This window comes from Marinithermofilum abyssi, assembly GCF_014641195.1.
Taxonomy (GTDB): Bacteria; Bacillota; Bacilli; order Thermoactinomycetales; family DSM-45169; genus Marinithermofilum; species Marinithermofilum abyssi.
In genome coordinates this window covers 1-586 of the sequence record NZ_BMHQ01000042.1, presented here as the reverse complement: position 1 = coordinate 586, position 586 = coordinate 1, and the positions used below count along the sequence as shown (strand labels likewise).

Genomic DNA, 586 nt, shown 5'->3' with positions numbered 1-586 from the left:
CCCCGACGATATCTGACGTGCAGGACGCTTCAAACCGGGTAATTTCGGGAGCTCGTTCTTGTATGTACTTCTCAGCCGCATCGAAAATTTCCTCGACGTTAACATAGGTGCGAATGTACGGCTTGCTTCCCATGGTAGTCTGCAGGTAACAATAGTGGCAGTGTCCCATGCATCCTGTAGCTAAGGGGATGGCATACTCCGCGGATGGTTTCGAGGTATCAAATTTTAAGGTTCTCCGAACCCCTACCACCAGTGTCGATTTTGCGACCCGGTACTTCTGAAAATCGTTTTCGCCGGGCAAGTTGCGCACTTGGTTGTGGGATGTGGTTTCCCTGATTTCGATCTCCATCTCTTTAAATTTCTCTTTCAGCCGCCGACCGAGTGGATAGTCCAGCGCACGGGGCTCTATATAAACCAGTTGGGGTACGAATGGTTTAACCATGGAACTCCCCTTCTTTGAAAGAGCCGATATAATGCCGGTAGGCGTATTCGGCTTCTTCTTCTGTTCGGTAAACGGCAATTTCTTCATTTAGGGGGTAATGGGTCTCGTATAAGAACAGGCTCAGCTCTCCGGGTTGTTCCGGAT

At 49.7% G+C, this 586-nt stretch carries 2 protein-coding genes; both read right to left on the bottom strand.

All coding sequences use genetic code 11. From position 1 onward, the window contains the following. Positions 1-442 (bottom strand): spore photoproduct lyase family protein (locus IEW70_RS17645; RefSeq protein WP_373286005.1); only part of this gene is annotated, 442 nt, incomplete at its 3' end. Further along, the coding region (locus IEW70_RS17640) for a transcriptional regulator SplA domain-containing protein (RefSeq protein WP_308423187.1) at positions 435-586 on the bottom strand (152 nt) is incomplete at its 5' end. The genes IEW70_RS17645 and IEW70_RS17640, both read right to left, overlap by 8 nt.